General features: G+C 66.8%; 22 protein-coding genes. 15 read left to right on the top strand and 7 right to left on the bottom strand.

Annotation, left to right across the window (positions count from 1 at the left end; translation table 11 throughout):
• The first annotated feature begins 29 nt into the window (after window positions 1-29).
• Both rph and rdgB read left to right on the top strand, forming a co-directional pair.
• Window positions 30-800 (top strand): ribonuclease PH, encoded by a 771-nt coding sequence (gene rph / locus ACHQ4I_RS07220; RefSeq protein ID WP_420770911.1) that lies wholly within the window; start codon window positions 30-32, stop codon window positions 798-800.
• Window positions 800-1,411, top strand: coding sequence for an RdgB/HAM1 family non-canonical purine NTP pyrophosphatase (gene rdgB, locus ACHQ4I_RS07215; protein ID WP_420770910.1), 612 nt, complete (start codon window positions 800-802; stop codon window positions 1,409-1,411). Before rph ends, rdgB begins: the two co-directional genes overlap by 1 nt.
• Before the next feature lie 21 nt (window positions 1,412-1,432).
• On the opposite strand, the gene ACHQ4I_RS07210 is transcribed toward rdgB, so the two are convergent.
• From ACHQ4I_RS07210 to ACHQ4I_RS07200, 3 genes are read right to left on the bottom strand one after another with little or no spacing between them, the layout of a single operon-like run.
• The gene (locus ACHQ4I_RS07210) at window positions 1,433-1,822 is read right to left on the bottom strand and encodes a DUF3817 domain-containing protein (protein WP_420770909.1); all 390 of its coding nucleotides are present in this window, start codon (window positions 1,820-1,822) and stop codon (window positions 1,433-1,435) included.
• Entirely contained in the window at window positions 1,819-2,307 is a 489-nt protein-coding gene (locus ACHQ4I_RS07205) for a transcriptional regulator (RefSeq protein WP_420770908.1), read from the bottom strand. The genes ACHQ4I_RS07210 and ACHQ4I_RS07205 overlap by 4 nt, the downstream gene beginning before the upstream one ends.
• Before the next feature lie 41 nt (window positions 2,308-2,348).
• Window positions 2,349-3,224 (bottom strand): oxidoreductase, encoded by an 876-nt coding sequence (locus ACHQ4I_RS07200; RefSeq protein WP_420770907.1) that lies wholly within the window; start codon window positions 3,222-3,224, stop codon window positions 2,349-2,351.
• 282 nt (window positions 3,225-3,506) lie between these two features.
• Between ACHQ4I_RS07200 and ACHQ4I_RS07195 the strand changes: the two genes are divergently transcribed.
• From ACHQ4I_RS07195 to ACHQ4I_RS07175, 5 genes are all read left to right on the top strand, one after another.
• Window positions 3,507-4,166, top strand: a complete 660-nt coding sequence (locus ACHQ4I_RS07195) for a PadR family transcriptional regulator (protein WP_420770906.1) — start codon at window positions 3,507-3,509, stop codon at window positions 4,164-4,166.
• Window positions 4,167-4,358: 192 nt separating this feature from the next.
• The gene (locus ACHQ4I_RS07190; protein WP_420770905.1) at window positions 4,359-5,564 is read left to right on the top strand and encodes an FAD-dependent oxidoreductase; all 1,206 of its coding nucleotides are present in this window, start codon (window positions 4,359-4,361) and stop codon (window positions 5,562-5,564) included.
• A 116-nt stretch (window positions 5,565-5,680) separates the two neighbouring features.
• Window positions 5,681-6,442 carry an ABC transporter ATP-binding protein gene (locus tag ACHQ4I_RS07185; protein WP_420770904.1) on the top strand — a complete coding sequence of 254 codons (762 nt, stop codon included), beginning with the start codon at window positions 5,681-5,683 and terminating at the stop codon, window positions 6,440-6,442.
• Complete coding sequence (locus ACHQ4I_RS07180; protein ID WP_420770903.1) at window positions 6,427-7,995, top strand: hypothetical protein; 1,569 nt, start codon at window positions 6,427-6,429, stop codon at window positions 7,993-7,995. Before ACHQ4I_RS07185 ends, ACHQ4I_RS07180 begins: the two co-directional genes overlap by 16 nt.
• Window positions 7,996-8,040: 45 nt before the next feature.
• The gene (locus tag ACHQ4I_RS07175) at window positions 8,041-8,964 is read left to right on the top strand and encodes a LysR family transcriptional regulator (protein ID WP_420770902.1); all 924 of its coding nucleotides are present in this window, start codon (window positions 8,041-8,043) and stop codon (window positions 8,962-8,964) included.
• A gap of 17 nt (window positions 8,965-8,981) precedes the next feature.
• On the opposite strand, the gene ACHQ4I_RS07170 is transcribed toward ACHQ4I_RS07175, so the two are convergent.
• Window positions 8,982-9,785, bottom strand: coding sequence for a helix-turn-helix domain-containing protein (locus ACHQ4I_RS07170; RefSeq protein WP_420770901.1), 804 nt, complete (start codon window positions 9,783-9,785; stop codon window positions 8,982-8,984).
• Window positions 9,786-9,918: 133 nt separating this feature from the next.
• On the opposite strand from ACHQ4I_RS07170, the gene ACHQ4I_RS07165 reads away from it, so the two are divergent.
• Both ACHQ4I_RS07165 and ACHQ4I_RS07160 read left to right on the top strand, forming a co-directional pair.
• The gene (locus ACHQ4I_RS07165; protein WP_420770900.1) at window positions 9,919-10,362 is read left to right on the top strand and encodes a hypothetical protein; all 444 of its coding nucleotides are present in this window, start codon (window positions 9,919-9,921) and stop codon (window positions 10,360-10,362) included.
• A 44-nt stretch (window positions 10,363-10,406) separates the two neighbouring features.
• Window positions 10,407-11,426 carry a zinc-dependent alcohol dehydrogenase family protein gene (locus ACHQ4I_RS07160; protein WP_420770899.1) on the top strand — a complete coding sequence of 340 codons (1,020 nt, stop codon included), beginning with the start codon at window positions 10,407-10,409 and terminating at the stop codon, window positions 11,424-11,426.
• A 47-nt stretch (window positions 11,427-11,473) separates the two neighbouring features.
• Here the strand turns inward: ACHQ4I_RS07160 and ACHQ4I_RS07155 are convergent, their stop codons facing one another.
• Window positions 11,474-11,698 (bottom strand): hypothetical protein, encoded by a 225-nt coding sequence (locus tag ACHQ4I_RS07155; RefSeq protein ID WP_420770898.1) that lies wholly within the window; start codon window positions 11,696-11,698, stop codon window positions 11,474-11,476.
• 35 nt (window positions 11,699-11,733) lie between these two features.
• Entirely contained in the window at window positions 11,734-12,516 is a 783-nt protein-coding gene (locus tag ACHQ4I_RS07150) for an HNH endonuclease family protein (RefSeq protein WP_420770897.1), read from the bottom strand.
• Window positions 12,517-12,808: 292 nt separating this feature from the next.
• Here ACHQ4I_RS07150 and ACHQ4I_RS07145 point away from each other — a divergent pair, with 292 nt between their 5' ends.
• From ACHQ4I_RS07145 to ACHQ4I_RS07125, 5 genes are read left to right on the top strand one after another with little or no spacing between them, the layout of a single operon-like run.
• Window positions 12,809-13,681, top strand: coding sequence for a haloalkane dehalogenase (locus tag ACHQ4I_RS07145; RefSeq protein ID WP_420770896.1), 873 nt, complete (start codon window positions 12,809-12,811; stop codon window positions 13,679-13,681).
• Window positions 13,682-13,696: 15 nt separating this feature from the next.
• On the top strand, window positions 13,697-13,894 hold the full coding sequence (locus tag ACHQ4I_RS07140; protein ID WP_420770895.1) for a hypothetical protein: 198 nt from the start codon (window positions 13,697-13,699) through the stop codon (window positions 13,892-13,894).
• Window positions 13,852-14,784, top strand: coding sequence for an RNA polymerase sigma factor (locus ACHQ4I_RS07135; RefSeq protein ID WP_420770894.1), 933 nt, complete (start codon window positions 13,852-13,854; stop codon window positions 14,782-14,784). Before ACHQ4I_RS07140 ends, ACHQ4I_RS07135 begins: the two co-directional genes overlap by 43 nt.
• Window positions 14,785-14,844: 60 nt before the next feature.
• Entirely contained in the window at window positions 14,845-15,753 is a 909-nt protein-coding gene (locus tag ACHQ4I_RS07130; RefSeq protein ID WP_420770893.1) for a haloalkane dehalogenase, read from the top strand.
• Window positions 15,754-15,764: 11 nt separating this feature from the next.
• The gene (locus ACHQ4I_RS07125) at window positions 15,765-16,595 is read left to right on the top strand and encodes an RNA polymerase sigma factor (RefSeq protein ID WP_420770892.1); all 831 of its coding nucleotides are present in this window, start codon (window positions 15,765-15,767) and stop codon (window positions 16,593-16,595) included.
• A gap of 4 nt (window positions 16,596-16,599) precedes the next feature.
• Here ACHQ4I_RS07125 and ACHQ4I_RS07120 read toward each other — a convergent pair whose 3' ends face one another.
• On the bottom strand, window positions 16,600-17,487 hold the full coding sequence (locus ACHQ4I_RS07120; RefSeq protein ID WP_420770891.1) for an oxidoreductase: 888 nt from the start codon (window positions 17,485-17,487) through the stop codon (window positions 16,600-16,602).
• Between the two features lie 75 nt (window positions 17,488-17,562).
• On the opposite strand from ACHQ4I_RS07120, the gene ACHQ4I_RS07115 reads away from it, so the two are divergent.
• Entirely contained in the window at window positions 17,563-18,162 is a 600-nt protein-coding gene (locus ACHQ4I_RS07115) for a TetR/AcrR family transcriptional regulator (RefSeq protein WP_420770890.1), read from the top strand.
• The last annotated feature ends 32 nt before the right edge of the window (window positions 18,163-18,194 follow it).

Below are 18,194 nucleotides of genomic sequence, written 5' to 3'. Positions count from 1 at the left end.
GCGGCAGGCCATGTGACTAGGCTTGGCGCGTGTCGAGACGAGCTGATGGCAGGGCGGATGATGAACTCCGCGAGGTACGGATCACCCGTGGCTTCACCACGCATCCAGCCGGTTCGGTGCTGGTGGAGTTCGGGCAGACCCGGGTGATGTGCACCGCGAGCGTCACCGAGGGCGTGCCCCCGTGGCGTCGCGATTCCGGACTCGGCTGGCTGACCGCCGAATACGCGATGCTGCCCGCGGCGACGCACACTCGCAGCGGGCGGGAATCGGTGAAGGGCAAGGTCGGCGGGCGCACCCAGGAGATCAGCCGGTTGGTCGGGCGGTCGCTGCGCGCGTGCATCGATCTGGCGGCCATCGGCGAGAACACCATCGCCATCGACTGCGATGTGCTGCAGGCCGACGGCGGAACTCGAACCGCGGCCATCACCGGTGCGTATGTCGCGCTTTCGGATGCGGTTACCTACCTCGGCGCGGCGGGTGGATTGGCCGACCCGCAGCCGATCTCGTGTGCGATCGCCGCGGTGAGCGTTGGCGTCGTCGACGGCAGGGTCCGGCTGGACCTGCCGTACGAGGAGGATTCGCGCGCCGAGGTCGATATGAACGTGGTCGCCACCGACACCGGCACGCTGGTGGAGATCCAGGGCACCGGTGAGGGCGCCACCTTCCCGCGCTCGACCCTGGACAAGATGCTCGACTCGGCACTGGCCGGATGCGAGCAGCTGTTCGTGATGCAGAAAGAGGCGCTGGCGCTGCCGTATCCGGGCGTGCTGCCGCAGCCGTCCGAGTCGAAGAGGAAGTAATGTCGCGCCGCGTCCTGGTCGCCAGCCGCAATGCCAAGAAGTTGAACGAACTGCGTCGGATTCTCGCCGACGCGGGTGTCGCGGGCATCGAGATCGTCGGGCTCGACGATGTGCCCGCCTACGACGAGGCGCCCGAGACCGGCGCGACATTCGAGGAGAATGCCCTGGCGAAGGCCCGCGACGGTGCGGCCGCCACCGGATTGCCTTGCGTCGCAGACGATTCCGGCATCGAGGTGGATGCGTTGAACGGGATGCCCGGTGTGCTGTCCGCGCGCTGGGCCGGGGCGCACGGCGACGACGCCGCCAATAACGCCCTACTGCTCGCCCAACTCGGCGATGTACCGGACGAGCGGCGCGGCGCACGGTTCGTGTCCACCTGCGCGCTGGCGGTTCCGGGCGGCGCCGAGACCGTGGTGCGCGGTGAATGGCCCGGCTCGATCGGTCGGAAAACGGTGGGCAACGGCGGTTTCGGATACGACCCGCTGTTCGTCCCGGCTGGTGGTGACATCACCGCTGCTCAGTTGTCTCCCGCCGAGAAGGACGCCGTGTCCCATCGTGGTCGCGCGCTCACCCAGCTTCTCCCTGCCCTGGCAGCGCTGGCCGAATCCTGAATCAGGTGCCCGCGGGGCCGGTCAGAGGTTGAAGTCTCGCTTGACCTTGTTCGCGTTGACGTGCTCGACGAAGAAGGACAGCAGCGGGATGGTGCCCGCGATCAGCGTGCCGACGGTGCGCGGGATGGGCCAGCGCACCTTGACCGCGAGGTCGGCGGTGACCAGCAGGTAGACGAAATAGACCCAGCCGTGCACTACCGCGATCCAGTTCGGGGTGTGCACATCGAAGCCGTACTTGGCGATCATCTCGCCGGTCAGCAGCAACAGCCACAGGCCGGTGGTCCAGGCGAGGACGCGGTAGCGCAGCAGCGCGGGCTTGATCTTCGCGATGCTGGTGGGGGCGCTTGGCTGCGCCGCCGACTCGGTCGTCAGCGTCTGGGCGGATTCGGTTGAGTTCTCGCTGGTGGTCAACCGGCGCTCCTCTGTGTGTCGCGGGCGTGTAGGCCCGCCTCGCGGACATGTTGGTCGATGTCTTTGGCGTGTAGCTCGGCCAGGTACTTGTTGTACTCGGCGAGCACGGGGTCTTCGTCCCGGATGGCCTTCGGACGTTCCGGCAGCAGACCTGCCGGAATCTCGCGCGGCGCATCGGGTTTCGCGGTCCGCCTCGCCGCTGTCCTCGCAGGGGCCTGCTCGGCTTTCGGCTCCTGCGCGTTCTCCTCCGGCTCGGATTCGGTCTCCAGCCGCACGAACCGGAAGTAGGCGAAGACCGCGAATCCGGCGAACAGCGGCCACTGCAGTGCGTAGCCGAGATTCTGGCCGGTACCGCTGGCCGATTCGAACCGCTGCCACTGCCACCAACCCAACGCCAGGCAGGCGAGGGCGGCCACGATCACCAGCACGATAAGGGCCGGGCGATTGTGTGCCGAGCGGCGGGGTGGAGCGGACACGGTTACCACGGTACCCGTCTACTACACGGCACGTAGGAGCAGGTAGCGCGTCAGAATTTGTAGGTGATTCCGGTCATCCGCTCGGATTCCTCCCACAGGCGGCGCTGCAGCTCCGCGTTGTTCGACAGCTTGCTCGACGGCGAGGGCTCGACCGGGCCCTGACTCTGGAACAAACGAGTCGGACCCCAGTAGATGGTGGGGTCGGCGTCGGGCATGGTGGCCGCGAACAGGGTGGAGTGGGCGGCCTTGGCCGGTGGATGACCGATAATGCGGATGAACGGCTTGCTGATCCGGTCCAGCGGGGTCTCGGTCCTGGCGAAGAGATCGGTCGCGGAGACGCCGGGATGCACCGCGTAGGAGCGCTTGGTGGAGGCGGCGTCGGTCAGCCGCCGCTGCAGTTCGCGAGCGAACATCAGGTTCGCCAGCTTGGACTGGGCGTAGGCGAGGTTGCGCTGGTAGCGGCGGTTCTCATAGTTGAGATCGTCGATCCAGAGCTTCGGGGTCTGCTTGTGCGCGATGCTCGCCAGGCTCACCACCCGGTCGCGCAGGCGATCGAGCAGCAGTCCGGTCAGTGCGAAATGTCCGAGGTGGTTCACGCCGAACTGGGTTTCGAATCCGTCCTTGGTGCGCGAGAACGGAACGTTCATCAGACCGGCGTTATTGATGAGCACATCGAATTCGCCGGTCCTGTCGGCGAATTCGCGCACCGAGGCCAGATCCGCCAGATCCAGTTGCTCGACTCGGACATCACCGTCGATCCGGTCGGCGATCGGCTGCGCCTTCTCGACATTGCGGCATGCCATGATGACCGTGCCGCCCTTGTTCGCCAGCACCGTGGTGGTCTCGACGCCCAGGCCGCCATTGGCCCCGGTGACGATAAAGGTGCGCCCGCTCTGGTCGGGTATCTCTGTCGGTTTCCACGCCATGAGCCGACCTTACTCTGGAGTAAGTTCCGGGGGAAGGGCGACGCGCCGTTCGGATCGGCCACCGCCGGACGCGGTGCTTCCGAGGTGGCCCCGCGATGATTCGCTGCCGTGTCGCTGGACGGCCGCAATGGCGCCCGAGTGGGTGCGACGGATCGAGGGCTTTTCGGTGTCGGAGTCCGCGGACCGCGTGGTGCTGCTGGAACGCGCCGTCCCGCCATCGTGCAAAAGCTGCCGCGCGTACTTGTGCACGAATACTCGTGGACGTATATTCGTATACGAGTAATGGAGGTGCCCGTGGTCGCGAAGCGCAAGGTGAACAATCTGCTGGCGCTGGCGGTGCTCGCGACAGTCATCGAACGGCCGATGCACCGCTACGAAATCGCGTCGAAGATGCGTGAGCGCGGCAAGGACCGCGATATGGACATCAAGTGGGGCTCGCTTTACACCGTCGTGCAGAACATGGAGAAGGCGGGCTTCCTCGAGGTCGTCGGCAGTGAGCGCGACGGCGCTCGGCCGGAGCGCACGATCTATGCGATCACCGATGCCGGCCGGGCCGAAATGGCCGACTGGACAAGGGAACTGATCGCCGAACCGGAACCGGAACCCAACCGGTTCATCGCCGGACTCTCCGTCGTGGCGGCGCTGCCGCCCGATGAGGTCGTCGAGTTACTCGGCCAGCGCATCGGCGCGCTGAGCCGCACCATCGACGCTGCGCGCCGAGAACTCGAGCAACTCACGGCGACCAACCTGCCCCGACTGTTCGTCATCGAAGCCGAATACGGCGTGGCGATGATGGAAGCCGAGGCGGCGTGGGCCGCATCGCTGCGTGACGAGATCGCCGCGGGGGCATTTCCCGGCGTCGATCTGTGGCGGCATATGCATGCCGTCGGCATGACGCCCGCCGAGGTCACGGAGCTGGTGGAAAGGGGGATGACGGAATAGACGTCCCGCGTTGAGACCAGGCCCGGCGGGGTGCGGCAACACCGCCGCCGAGCCCGATGTAACCGTCTCGAACCGCGTCCGCATGCGCGCACCCGGCCACAAGGCTGGCAACCACAGGATAACTGGGTGTGCGGTGCGGCGGTCGGTTCGGGCTTCGAAGAAACCCGTATCGCACAAAACTGGAGTACACCCATGTCCGAAACAGAAACAGCCATCGTCATCGGCGGCGGTATCGCCGGACCCGTCACCGCCACCGCACTGCACAAGGCGGGCATTGCCGCCCGTGTCTACGAGGCCTATCCGGGTCCGACCTTCGGCATCGGCAGCGGGCTGGCGTTGGCACCGAATGGTGTTGCCGCCCTTGACATTGTCGGCGCTGGCGACCTCATTCGCGCGATCGCGAGTCCGATATCGCGTACGCAGATGTCGGTCGGCGGCAAAATGCTGGAGATGCCGGAAATGCCCGATGTGCCATCGTTGAAGATGGTCGACCGCAACGAATTGCACCGGACGCTGCACGACCACGCGGTCGCCACGGGCATTCCCTTCGAGTACAACAAGCGCCTCGTCAGTGTCGAGGAGGATGCCGACGGAATTACCGCGCATTTCGCCGATGGCAGTACCGCCACGGCAGATGTGCTGATCGGCGCGGACGGCATTCGATCCACAGTGCGCGGTCTCATCGATTCGAGCAATCCGGGACCCGAGTACACCGGGATGATCGGATTCGGTGCGATGGTCGACAACCATATCGAACTTCCCCCGGAGACAATGGTTTTCGCATTCGGAAAGAAGGCGTACTACCTCTACGGAGCGGTCGGCGACAAGATCATGTGGGGCGCCAACCTGCCGCACAAGGAGTATCTGTCGCTGACTGAGGCGCGGGCGGTTCCCGCCGAGCACTGGGTGCGAATCCTGCGGGAGACCTACGCCGAGGACACCCCGGGCGGCGAATTCGCCCGCCTGACCACCGCCGAAAACCTGGAGACGACTGGGGCGCTGCACATTATGCCGCCAGTGCCGACCTGGTATCGGGGGCGCATGGTGCTGGTCGGGGATTCGGTGCACGCGCCGTCCAATAGTTCGGGCCAGGGGGCCTCGCTCGCCATCGAGAGTGCGGTCCAGCTGGCGCGGTGCCTGCGGGACCTGCCCGATCACGGCTCCGCGTTCGCCGCATATGAAGGGGTGCGGCGGCCACGGGTGGAGAGTGTCGCGGCCCGGGCGCGCAAGATCAACCACAGCAAGACACCCGGGCCGGTGGCGCGCCGGATGATGTCGTTGCTGATGCCGCTGCTGATCAAGGGGATGGACCCGGAGAAGACCATGGGCGTCGAGCAGCGGTATCGGATCGATTGGGATGCGCCGGTGCAGCGGGAGTTGGCTGCTTCGGGGGTGTAGGGAGCTGCTGCCTGTCCCCGGGTGCGGGGGCAGGCAGCGCTTTGGTTCCGGTTTCGAACCCGACAGCCACGCCGTCCGTAAGGTAGGAAATGGGAATCGAGAACCAGGGGGGATAAGTGCTCACCGATCCTGCACTGCAACTAACCGGGCTGTACAAGCGCTTCGGCGGGCCGTGGGTAGTCGACAATGTCGGCCTCACGGTGCCGCCGGGCTCGTTCTTCGGGCTGGTCGGCCCGAACGGCGCTGGCAAGACGACCACACTGTCGATGGCCTGCGGGCTGTTGCGCCCGGACGGCGGACGGGCGCACATCTTCGGCGTCGATGTGTGGGCCGATCCGATCACCGCGAAGACCTTGGCGGGCGTGCTGCCGGACGGGCTGGCGCTGCCGGAACGGCTGACGGGTCGCGAGTTGTTGACCTACACCGGTTTACTGCGCGGCCTGCCCCCGGCGACGGTGGCCGAACGGGCCGAGGAATTGCTCGGGGTATTCGAATTGACCGGCGCCGAACGCACTCTCGTCGTCGACTACTCCGCGGGCATGCGCAAGAAGATCGGGTTGGCCACGGCACTGCTGCACGCGCCGAAACTGCTCGTGCTCGATGAACCCTTCGAGGCGGTGGATCCGGTGTCGGCGACCACGATTCGCACCATTCTGCAGCGATTCGTCGCGGCGGGCGGTGCGGTGGTGCTGTCGAGTCATGTGATGGCGCTGGTGGAGAACCTGTGCGACCGAGTCGCGGTGATCACCGCCGGCCGGGTGGTGGCCGCGGGGACCCTCGACGAGGTGCGCGGGGGCAGCACCCTGGAGGCGGCATTCGTGCAGCTGGTCGGTGGCCGGGTCGGCGGGGAGGACGGGTTGTCGTGGTTGGCGTCCTGATTCGGATGCGGTTGCTGCTGACCAAGCGGGCGCTGGGTAATGGCTGGCAGGGGGTCACGTTCGTCAGCGGGATCGTCATCGGTCTCGTATTCGCCCTCGGCACAGCGGGTCTCACGGCATTCGCGGTCCGGGACGGCGATGTGGCGGGTGGTATCACCGTCGCCGCCGCCTGGTATGGGATCTGGACGCTGGGCTGGCTGTGCGGTCCGGTGCTCATGGGCACCAGTGACGAGACCGTGCAGCCCGAACATCTGCGGCTGCTGCCGCTGAGCAGTCGGCAGTTGGCCACCGGGCTATTGGCCGCGGCCTTCGGCGGGCCCGCGCCGGTGATCAACCTACTCGCCTTTTCAGGGCTGATTGTGCTTGCGGTGCAACTGAGTTGGGGTGCGGCCGCGGTCGCGCTGGTCGGTGTGGTGCTGCAGTTGATTTTCGTGGTGGTGCTCTCGCGCGTGGTGCTGGCTTGGATCGGCGCGGCCATGCGCTCGCGGCGGGGACGCGACCTCGGAGTGCTGCTCGCGGGTCTCGCGGGGCTGGCCTACTATCCGATGAGCTTCCTGCTGAATCATGTGGAAGCGGTGCGCGAATCGGCACCCTGGCTGGCAAATCTGTTGCGCGCCTTGCCGTCCGGATGGGCGCCGACCGCGGTGGCCGCCGCGGCGCGTGGCGACTGGGTGTTCGCGTTGCTCGCGCTCACCGGGTTGCTCGCACTGACGGCGGTGCTGTGGCAGGCATGGTCGGTGCTTTTGCGGCGGCGGCTGATCGCGCCGATGGGGGCGACGTCCGGTGCTGCCGGGCGTGGGATGCTGCTGAGCCGGGTGCGGCCGTCCGGCCCGGTCGGCGCGGTGGTGGTCAAGGAGTTGCGGACCTGGTCACGCGATAGCCGACGGCGCGCGGCACTGCTGCCGGTATTGCTGGTCGGGTTGCTGCTTCCGGTATTTCCGGCAATACAGGGCGATGGCTCCGGTGGCGTGGTGTTCGCTGGCGTGACCGCGGCATGGTTCGCGGGGCTGGCCGCCAATAATCTCTATGGCTACGACGGCACCGCGCTGTGGCAGACCTTGGTTACACCTAGTGCGGTGCGCGCCGATGTGCGCGGGCGACTGCTGGCCCTGCTGCTGGTGATCGGCCTGCCGACGCTGCTGCTCGCCCTGGTGCTGCCGGGTGCGCTCGGCCGCTGGGCCATGTACCCGTGGACGCTGTCGCTGCTGTTCACTGTGCTCGGTGTCGGCGCGGGTAGTGCGGTATTCCTCTCGGTCACCGCGCCCTACCCGCTACCGCCACGCACGGGAAACCCCTTCGCCTCCTCCGGAAATCCCGGCTGCGCAAAGGCTTTGGTCCAAGTCACCACCAGTTTGGGTCAGCTGATCGCGGTCATCCCGGTACTGATCGTGCTGATCATCGGCGCAGTCTCCGACCTCATCGCCGTGCAGTGGCTGGCGCTGCCGCTCGGCATCGCGATCGGGATCATGGGCGCGGTCCTCGGTGCTCGCCTCGCCGAGCAACGGCTGTCGGACCGTGGGCCGGAAGTGCTCGCTGCCGTGCGGCCGCGCTGACGCTCGGGTTCGCCTCGAGCATCGGGAGAGAAATAGACTTGGTGGGTGGGCGATAGGGATTCCGATGGCAATCTCGATCTGAATCAGCTGCGGACGTTCCTGGCGGTACATCGGGCGGGGTCCGTGACGGCGGGGGCGCGGCTGGTCGGGTTGTCGCAGCCGACGGTGACGACCCAGTTGCAGGCGTTGGAGAAGCGGCTGGGGTATCGGTTGTTCGAGCGGTTGCCGCGCGGGGTGGTTTCGACCGCGGCGGCCGTGGAGTTGGCGGCGCGGGTGGCGGGGCCGCTGGACGCACTCGATGGCGTCGCGGGGCGGGCCGTGCCCGCCGCACCGGTGCCGCAGCCGCCGGTGCGCCTGGCCGGACCCGCCGAACTGCTTGCGGTGCAGGCACTTCCGGCGCTCGCGCCATTGATCGCGCGCGGTATTCGACTGACCGTCACCGCGGGCCTGTCCGAGGAACTGCTGGCCGGGCTGCGCGCCGGACACTATGACCTCATCGTGTCCACGGTGCGCCCGCGCGGCCGCGCCCTGGTCGCCGAACCGCTCGCCGACGAGGAATTCGTCCTGGTCGCCGCACCCGACCTGGCCGAGCGCATCGACACCACCCGCTTGCGCATCGACGGACCGGCCGCCCTGGCGGGCCTACCCCTGATCAGCTACTCCGCCGACCTCCCGATCCTGCGCCGCTACTGGCGACACGTATTCGGCATGCGCCTCTCCGCCGAACCCGCGGTGGTCGTCGCCGACCTGCGCGCCGTCACCGCGACCGTCGCCGAGGGCGCGGGCATCAGCGTCCTGCCGCGCTACCTCTGCGCCCCCGAACTCGCCGCGGGCACCCTGGTCCCGCTACTCGAACCCGCCGATCCGCCGATCAACACCGGCTTCCTGGTCCGCCGCCCCGGCACCACCTCCCGCCCGCACATCGACCTGGTGTACGACCAGTTGCGAGCCGCCGGTCGCACGTGGTGAGCAGCGCGTAATCGCCGCTAGCCGGGTGGTCGGCGTTGGTCGGCGCGGCGGCGGAGGATCTCGGCGGTCTGGTCGTCGGCGGGGAGGAAGGCTTCGAGGTGGAGTTCGGAGAGGGTGATGTCCACCGCGGTGGCGAAGCTGGTGATGGTGGTGATCAGGCGGAGTTCGCCCTCGGGGCTGCTCAGGCGGAGGGGGACGGCGAAGCCGAGGTGGTCGGGGCCCGGGTTGACATCGGGGAGATAGCCTTCCAGCTCGGCGATGAATTCGTCGAGCTGGGGGTCCGGGCTGCGCAGGGCCTTGCCGCGCAGGCTTTCGGTGACGTGGCGGCCCCATTCGGGCAGATTGTGCACCCGTCGGGCCAGTCCGTCGGGGTGCAGGGCGAGGCGGAGCACGTTGATCGGCCGGGTGGTCAGTTCCGCGGAGGCACCCTCGGTGAGGATGTCGAAGGCGGCATTGGCGGCGACCAATCGGCCGTAGGGGCGGGTGACCACGGCCGGGTAGGGCAGGTGCCCGTCGAGAATGCGCTCCAGCGCGGTCCGGACGGGGCCCAATTCCGGTGTGTCCAGGTCGGATTCGGGGAAGATCGGGGCGTATCCCGCGGCGAGCAGCAGGGCGTTGCGCTCGCGCAGCGACAGCTCGAGCGATTCGGCCAGCCGCACCACCATGGTGCGTCCCGGGCGGGAGCGCCCCTGCTCCAGGAAGCTCAGATAGCGCTGGCTGGTGTCGGCGCGAATGGCCAGGTCGAGCTGGCTGACGTGCCGTTGCGTTCGCCAGTGCCGCAACTGCTGCGCGAACGGACTTGGCTCTACCACCGTGGTCATGCCTCCAGTGATATCCGACCCCATGGTCCCGCGCCATTCCTCGCAGGGAATGACCGAACCACCTCGGTGCGTCATCGGCGTCATTCCCTGGAGGGAATCGCGCCGCCGCGCCGCACTCGCAAAACTCAGTGTCATGAGCAAGCAATTCGATGACAACGACCTGACCCACTTCGCCGAGCGCTACATGGCCCAGTGGAACGAGCCCGATCCGGAACTGCGCCGCAAGCTGATCCACGAGATCTGGGCGCCGTCCGGCGCGCAGACGCTGGTCGATCCGCCGGTGGAGATCCGAGAGGCGGCCACGCGATTGAACTTCGCCGTGCCCGCCCTGGAAGTGCGCGGCCACGATGCGATGGCGGCACGAGTGGACCGGGCCTACGAGATGTTCGTGGCATCCGGTGAATACGTCTTCGAGGTCGGCACGGCCACGTGGCTGCCCGCCGGTCTGATCGGCCTGCCCTGGTCGATGGTGGCGCGCGCCGACGGTTCCGTCGCGGGCGGCGGCTATGAGGTGATCGGCCTCGACTCCGATGGCCGCATCACCTCTGACCATCAGTTCATCGAAGGCGTTCGATGACCGAGGGCGTAGCGAGCGTCCACCGACAACTCAGGGAGCAGACCATGAATGCCATTGCCTACCAACTCGATCCACTGCACGGCCTGGCCGGTTTGACCGTTCGGGAGCAGCAGGTGCCCGAGCCCGGACCGAATCAGGTGGTCATCAAGGTGCGGGCGGCCTCGCTCAACCGGCGCGACCTGATGCTGATGGACGGCATCTATCCGCTGCCCGCGACCCCGGGCATCGTTCCGCTCTCCGATGGTGTGGGAGAGGTTATCGCCGTGGGCGACAACGTGACTCGCGCAGCACTCGGCGATCGGGTGACCGCGACGTACTTCGTGCGTTACGTCAGCGGGCCGCAGCGGCTGGCGCACGTCGCCGAGCAGTACGGCGCAAACCACAATGGCATGCTGGCCACTTACGCAGTGATCGAAGAGGATTCGGTGGTGCATGTGCCCGACCACCTCACCGATATCGAGGCGGCCACACTGACCTGCGCGGGAGTCGTCGCCTGGGCGGCGCTGACCAAACCGGCGCCGGTCGGGCCCGGTGAGACGGTGCTGACCGTGGGTAGCGGCACCGTTGCGCTGTTCGCCGTGCAGCACGCGAAAATGCTGGGCGCCCGGGTCATTTCGATCACCTCGGGCCCGGACAAGGCCGAGCGACTGCACAAGCTCGGTGCGGACGAGACCGTCGACCGGAGCGAGACGCCCGACTGGGACGAGAAGGTGCTCGAACTCACCGACGGAAACGGTGTCGAACATGTGGTGGAGGCCGTCGGGCTGCCCACCCTGTCGAAATCGGTGCGCTCCGCCGGATACAACGCGATGATCACGATGATCGGCGCGACGCAGCTGTCGAAGGGCCAGCAGCTCGAGAATCCGTTCGTCGGACCGTATCTCGGGATCCGCCGGATCGCGGTCGGCAGCCGCGACGATTTCGAGGCGATGAACCGGACCATCACCGAACATCGCATGCGCCCGGTCATCGACCGGACGTTTCCGCTGGACCAGGCGGTGGAGGCGTACCGCTACTTCCGCGACGACAATCCGTTCGGCAAGGTCGTCATCACGATGCCGTAGGGCCACGGGATCAGGGAACTCCGCGCGGCGGGAACGTGACTCGGCGGTCAGGCCTCGAAGGGCACGATATTGCCCGCCGCGTCGCGGGTTCCGGCGGTGGCTTCGATGGCGGCCGCGAGCTGGGCGACGCTGGTCCAGGTGCGCGGTGGGTTCGCCTCGAGGTTGCCGATGGTGTACCAGGTCTCGGTATCGCGATAGCGGACCAGACCCTTACCCGCGTCATCCACGGTGACATCGAGCGCGCCGGAGACCGTCCCTTCCTCTTCGGTCATGACGGCCGCCTTGGCGGAAATCTCGATGATGTCGCTTATTTGAACTCTCCTCGACGGACGCAGTCATCGACGGCGGTGCGCAGGGCGGTGTGTTCGGCGGGATCAACGGTCAGCGCGTATTTTACTTTGATCTTGACGTAATGCTCGAGATAGCCACACCGGAAATTCCCCGGCGGCAGATAGCTCGCGGCGTCCTGATCACCCTTGGATCGGTTGGCCGACGGATCGGAGGCGATGAGATTGACGGCGTCGTTGGCGATGCGGCGGCGGGTATCTTCGTCGCGCTTATTCGCACCCGAGCGCCATGCCTCGGCCAGCGGGACGATGTGGTCGGCATCGACGCCGGCCGGATCGGTCATCCACTTGTAGGGCTTGAGCTTTCCGGTCTTGGAATCCAGCATTCCGTACTGGTCGCGCCAGCCGCCGTCCCGGCCGACCGTGAGCTTACAGGTTTTCGGGTCGAGTTCGACCGAGCCCGTCGCGTCCCGGAGCATCATCACGTCACGGCTGGTGCACTTGCTGTATTGCGCGTAGTCGGGGCCGAAGCCGTGCTCGGTCTTGTTGGTATCCCAGTGCGGGAACTTCTCGCGGCTGTAGCCGTCCATCGATTCCTCGGGCGCCTCGGCGAGCTGTCCGAGCAGTGCGGTGATGTCCTTGCCGGAAATCGTTGCCGCGCTTGCCGTACCAGGCGCTTTGCCGCCGTTCTTACCGGTCCACTCGTCGAAGAAGGAATAGGCGACGGCGACGACTACGGCCAGCACGACGGGGGCACAGACGGCGAGTACGCGACGCACGGTGCGCGAGGACAACCACTTCACAACGATCGAACTTCCTAGTCTCGCACCGATGAATTTGTCGGGCGTCAAGCTACCGTCGGCAGATCGTCCCGTATGTGATTGTCGCGTATGACGTTCGGCACAGCCAGTCGGAGAACGCGCTGCGTGGCCAGGGGGCTGGTCGGCAAATGCGGACCACCCCGAGTCGTGGTGCCGGTCGCCGACCGGCGACGTGGAGTGATGGGCGTCACATCGCGTGGCTGTCACAGCGGGTCCGAAGCGTGTGTCGAAACCGGGTGAAGGCACAAAGCCGGATCAAGGAAGGACCCACATCATGGCTACCGTCGACGTTCTCGACTCGTTCATCAACTACACCGATACCGGCGCGGGTTCGGTTCCGGTGGTTTTCCTGCACGGCAACCCCACCTCGTCGTACCTGTGGCGCAATGTGATCCCGCATGTCGCCGGGCAAACCCGGGTGCTCGCACCGGATCTGATCGGAATGGGCGAGTCCGGGAAGCCGGAGAGCGCCTACCGGCTCGAGGATCACGCCCGCTACCTGGATGCCTGGTTCGACGCGCTCGGCCTCGATCAGGTCGTCATCGTCGGTCACGACTGGGGCGGCGCGCTCGGCATGCACTGGGCCGCACGCCATCCCGATCGCATCCGCGGCATCGCATTGATCGAGACGTTCCTGCGGCCCTTGCGCTGGGACGACCTCCCGCCGCTCGGCGCCGAGCTGTTCCGCAAGTTCCGCACGGCCGAGGGTGAGCGAATGGTGCTGGAGGAGAATATGTTCATCGAGTTCAACCTGCCCAGGGGCATTCGCAACCTGTCGCCGGAAGTTCATGATGTATACCGCGCGCCCTTCCCGACACCGGAATCGCGCAAGCCGATGCTGGCCTGGCCGCGCGAGTTCCCGGTGGAAGGTGAGCCCGCCGATGTGGTTGCGCTGGTGGAGAACTACGGCAAGTGGGCGGCCAGCACTCCGGACGTCCCGAAGCTCATCATGGCCGTCGACAGCGGAGTCGGCCTCGGTGCGCCGGAGGTGATCGCCTGGGCCGCCGAGACTTTCGCCAGCGCCGAGGTGGTTTCGGTGGGCGAGGCCGGACACCACGCGCCGGAGGATCAGCCCGACGCGATCGGCGCGGCGGTCGCGACCTGGTTGCGCGCGCACGCACTGACCTCGGTGACCGCGAGTGCATGAGCCGGTGCGCCGCGCATGCGAAGACGTGTGCGCGGCGCGCGGGTCGACGTCCGCGCCCGGTGCGTATTGCGTCGCGGCATCGAGTGCAAAGGTGGTCGGCTGACCGGCGTCGTGATCCAGATCCACGCGCTGGACTTGCGTCGGCTCGGATACCGCCGAAGGATTGTGCGGTGGAACCCGAGCTATCTGTCGCAGACCCCGCCGCTGATCTGACCACGATCGTCGGCGACGACGTCGATGGTGCGGTCACCGAGGAAGGCGCCGCCGAGGCGCGGGCTCGGGAACGGGAACTGGTCGATCGGGCCATAGCCGGTGACGGTGCCGCCATCTCGGATGTGGTGCGGCACCTGCAGGATCCGCTGTATCGGCTGGCGCTGCGCATGGTGTGGCGGCCCGTGGAGGCCGAGGACGCGACGCAGGAAATCCTCTTGCGGGTGGTCGGCAATCTCGCCACCTGGCGAGGTGAGGCGAAGCTGCTGACCTGGGCCTACCGGATCGGGGTCAACTATCTGCTGAATCTGAAGCGGCAGACGCCGCAGGAGGCCGCGCAGCTCAGCCTCGATACATATCGGGAAGGTTTGGCCGACGGGCTCGCGGCAGAGGACTATCGCGGGCCCGAGGCCGAGGTGCTCTCACACGAGGTGCGACTCAACTGCAGTCAGGCCATGCTGCAGTGTCTGGCCCGCGATGAACGGGTCGCATTCGTCCTCGGTGACGTCTTCGAGCTCAACTCCGCCGATGCGGCCTGGATTCTCGGTATCACCGCCCCCGCGTTTCGCAAGCGATTGGAGCGGGCTAAGAAACGCATCGGGACATTCCTGAATTCGACCTGCGGGGTAGCCAACCCGGAGGCGTTCTGCCGCTGCTCGCGGCGGGTGGACAAGGCATTGGCGCTCGGACGCGTGGATCTGAAGCGGCCCGTATTCGCCCGGCATGCGATCAGTGCGGGCGGCCGGAATGTCAACGCGGCCGAGGAGCAGATGATCCGACTGCACGACGCCGCCGCGGTGATCCGGGTCCATCCCGATTACGCCGCACCGCAGGCGAAGATGGACGCGATTGCCGGACTGCTGCACTCGGGGCGCTTTCCCTTGTTAGATTGATGTGATGTAGATCACATCAAAGGTGTGTCGGAGTAGTCCGGAATCCGGTGTCGAACCGGAGTGAAGGCAATAAGACACTCCGAAAGGGCACCTGCCATGACAACCATCGAGGTTCTCGACTCGTTCATCAGCTACCGCGACACCGGCGCGGGCCGCCTCCCCGTGGTGTTCCTGCACGGCAACCCCACCTCCTCATACCTGTGGCGCAATGTGATCCCGCATATCGAGGGCGAAGCGCGTTGTCTGGCACCGGATCTGATCGGCATGGGCGCCTCCGGTAAGCCCGACATCGCCTACCGGTTCGCCGATCACGTCCGCTACCTGGACGCCTGGTTCGACGCGATCGGCTTGGACGAGGTGGTCCTGGTCGGTCACGACTGGGGCGGTGCCCTGGCCATGGACTTCGGCGCCAGGCATCCGGGCCGGGTACGCGGCATCGCGCTGATCGAAACCTTCCTGCGCCCGATGCGCTGGGACGAATTGCCGCAGGGTTCCGCGGATATGTTCCGCAAGTTCCGTTCGCCCGCAGGCGAACAGGCCGTGCTGGCGGAGAACCTTTTCATCGAGTTCAATCTGCCGAAGCTGATCGCCGGCCTGACCGACGCCGACCTCGATGCCTACCGGGCTCCATATCCGACCCCGGCCTCCCGTAAGCCGATGCTGGCTTGGGCGCGCGAATTCCCGCTCGACGGCGCGCCCGCCGATGTCGCGCAGCGAGTCATCGACTACGGGCAATGGATGACCGAGAGCGGCGATGTGCCCAAGCTGTTGATGACCGTCGAGCCGGGCGTCGGCCTCGGATCGCCCGAAGTAATCGCCTGGGCCGCCGCGACGTTCGCCGATATCGAGGTGGAGTCCGTCGGCCCCGGCGCCCACCACAGCCCCGAGGATCAGCCCGATGCCATCGGCCGTGCGGTCGCCGCCTGGCTGCGACGGCATGCGCTGACGCCAGCGGTGACAACGGTCTGAGGCAGGTGTTGATGAATCCCGAAGCTGAGTTGGTCGCGCGCGCCGTCGACGGGGACGAGGCGGCGCTCGCGGAGGTCATTCACCAACTCCAGGATCCGCTCTACCGGCTCGCGCTGCGCATGGTCGGCAGGCCTGCCGATGCCGAGGATGCGGTGCAGGAGATCATGATTCGAGTGGTCACCCGACTCGCCACCTGGCGCGGTGAGGCGAAGCTGCTCACCTGGGCATATCGGATCGGCGTGAACCATCTGCGCAACCTGCGTCGGCAATCGACGCACGAGCGGCAACAGGTCAGCTTCGACGACTTCCGCGATGACCTGGCCGACGGGCTTGCCGCCGAGGACTATCGGGGTCCCGAGGCCGCGGTGCTGGCCGAGGAGGTGCGACTCAGCTGCACGCAGGCGATGCTGCAGTGTCTGAGCCGCGACGAGCGCATCGCCTACGTCCTCGGCGATATCTTCGAACTGAAAGCCGCCGATGCCGCTTGGATCAGCGATGTATCGCCTGCCGCCTTCCAGAAACGGTTGGAGCGGGCGCGGCAGCGGCTGGCGACCTTCCTTCGGTCCACCTGCGGCCTTGTCGACTCGAAGGCGTTCTGCCGCTGTCCCCGTCGGGTGGAGCAGGCGGTGGCCGTGGGGCGCGTGGAACTCGGCCGCCGTGTCTTCGTCGACCATCCCATCAGCCCCGGCGGCCGCAGTGTCATCGAGGCCGAAGCGCAGATGCACAAGCTCGGCGACGCCGCGGCAGTGCTCCGCGCTCATCCGGATTACGCCGCACCGCAGGCGAAGATGGACGCGATCAGTGAGTTACTGCACTCGGGTAGGTTTCCGTTACTCGACTGAGCGCTCATGCGTTGGCTGGGAATCGGATGCCGGTCAGCTCTTCGGATTTGGTCCACAAGGCCGCCGCGAGGTCGGCATCTTTGGCGGTTGCGGTGCGGTCGACCAGTTTTGGATGGCCGCGGAATTCGAACCAGCTGTCGGGGCCGACGTAGCTGCCGGGCGCGAGGTCCTGGCTGGCGGCGAACAGAGTGGGCAGCGCGCCGAAGGTCGCATCCTGGGCGAGCAGTCTGTTGCCCACCTGCATCACCTCGTGCAGGATCCGGTTGCCCGAGTGGCTCTGCAGATTCGTTGCGGCCCAACCCGGATGGGCGCTGAGTGCGCGCCGGGATCCGGTCTCGGTGAAGCGCCGCTGCAGTTCGAGGGTGAACAGCAGATTGGCGAGCTTGGATTGGCCGTAGGCGGCCGCGGTGTTGTAGGTGCGCGTTTCCCAGTTGAGGTCGGCGAGGTCGATGGCGCCGCGGCGATGCGCCTGCGAGGAGACGGTCACCACCCGATCGGTGATATGGGGTAGCAGCAGATTCGTCAATGCGAAGTGGCCGAGGTGGTTGGTGCCGAATTGGCGCTCGAACCCGTCCTTGGTGCGTCCGGCGGGGACCATCATGATGCCCGCGTTGTTCACCAGCACGTCGATATCGCCGGACCAGTCGGCTGCGAAGCCGCGAACCGAGGCCAGGTCGGCGAGATCGAGCTCGCGCACCTCGGTACGGCCCGCGATGCTCTTGGCCGCCTCCTCGCCACGCGCGACATCGCGCACCGCGAGCACGACTCGGGCGCCGACCCTGGCCAGTTCGCGGGCCGTGACCAACCCGATCCCACTGTTGGCGCCGGTGACGACGACGGTACGGCCGTCGAATCGGGGCAGATTTGCGGAAGTCCACTTGTGGTTCGTCATAGCGCCCAATGTAGGCAGTGACAACAAAGTAGTCAATGCCAACAACCTCTCGGTATCCGATATTCTGCAGCGACCATGAATTTCGCCCGATCCCGCTCCTATCACCACGGTGACCTGCGCGCCGAGTTGCTGAAGCGTGCCGAGGTCACCCTGCGCGAGTCCGGTGTCGACGGACTGTCCCTGCGTCAGCTGGCCCGCGACCTCGGGGTCAGTCATGCCGCGCCGAGCAGGCATTTCCGGGATAAGCAGGCGCTGCTCGACGCGCTCGCGCTGGTCGGTTTCGATCGGCTCGCCACGGTGTACGGCGAGGTCGATCCGACCGGTCCCTTCGCGGAGCGGCTGCACGCTGCCGCTCGTGCGTACCTGCGATTCGCGATCGACAATCCGGCGCTGCTCGCCCTGATGTTCGCGCGCAAGCACAGCCCGACCTCCGGCGAGGAAATGGTGGCGGCGGTGGGACGCGCCTTCACCGTGCCCATCGCGTTGATCGCCGAGGGGCAGGCGCGTGGCGAAGTCGTCGCGGGGGATCCGATGCGGATCGGTATCGCCGCCGTTGCCGCGCTGCAAGGGCTGGCCACCTTCGTCGGATCCGGGTTCGTCGAGCAGGAGAACGCCGATGACCTATTGGCCGAAACGATTACCCAGCTGACATACGGTTTGCGCCCCCGCGATTGACCGCAATCGGCCTGCTTCCCACTCGAGGAGAT

The sequence above is a fragment of the Nocardia nepalensis genome, from assembly GCF_048910785.1.
In the GTDB taxonomy this organism is placed as follows: domain Bacteria; phylum Actinomycetota; class Actinomycetes; order Mycobacteriales; family Mycobacteriaceae; genus Nocardia; species Nocardia nepalensis.
The sequence above is the reverse complement of the archived record's forward strand: the minus strand, read 5'-3'. Positions and strand labels throughout refer to the sequence as shown.